General features: G+C 70.0%; 1 protein-coding gene. It reads left to right on the top strand.

Going from position 1 to position 833, the window contains the following annotated elements:
- On the top strand, positions 1–833 hold an 833-nt coding region (locus tag ACTWQJ_RS51885; RefSeq protein ID WP_443313279.1), incomplete at both ends, for an IS630 family transposase.

Genomic DNA, 833 nt, shown 5'->3' with positions numbered 1-833 from the left:
AGGACTTCGTCGTGGCGACGGCCACCACCCGCCCCACCAAGCTGGGCCAGCCCTTCACCCGCTGGTCCCTGCGCAAGCTCGTCGCCTACCTGCGCAAAGTCCACGGCCGCATGATCCTCATCGGCCGCGAGGCGTTACGCGGCCTGCTCGCCCGCCGCGGCGTCACCTTCCAGCGCACCAAGACGTGGAAGGAGTCCCCCGACCCGGACCGCGAGGCGAAGCTGGACCGGATCGAGGAGGTCCTGGACCGCTTCCCGGACCGGGTCTTCGCCTTCGACGAGTTCGGCCCGCTCGGGATCCGGCCCACCGGCGGCAGCTGCTGGGCTGACCAGGGACATCCCGACCGACTGCCCGCCACCTACCACCGCACCCACGGGGTGCGCTATTTCCACGGCTGCTACTCGGTCGGTGACGACACTCTCTGGGGCGTCAACCGCCGCAGGAAGGGCGCCGCCAACACGCTGGCCGCACTGAAGTCGATCCGCGCCGCCCGGCCCGACGGCGTCCCGGTCTACGTGATCCTGGACAACCTGTCCGCTCATAAGGGCACCGACATCCGTCGCTGGGCCAAGAAACACAAGGTCGAACTGTGCTTCACCCCGACCTACGCGTCCTGGGCCAACCCCATCGAGGCCCACTTCGGACCGCTGCGGCAGTTCACCATCGCCAACTCCGACCACCCCAACCACACCGTTCAGACCCGGGCCCTGCACGCCTACCTGCGCTGGCGCAACGCCAACACCCGCCACCGCGACGTCCTGGCCGCCGAACGCCGTGAACGCGCCCGCATCCGCAGCGAGAAAGGCATCCGATGGGGCGGGCGCCCCCTCGCC

The sequence above is a fragment of the Streptomyces sp. KR55 genome, from assembly GCF_052245645.1.
GTDB lineage: Bacteria > Actinomycetota > Actinomycetes > Streptomycetales > Streptomycetaceae > Streptomyces > Streptomyces flavusporus.
This window is presented reverse-complemented; position numbering and strand designations above follow the sequence as displayed.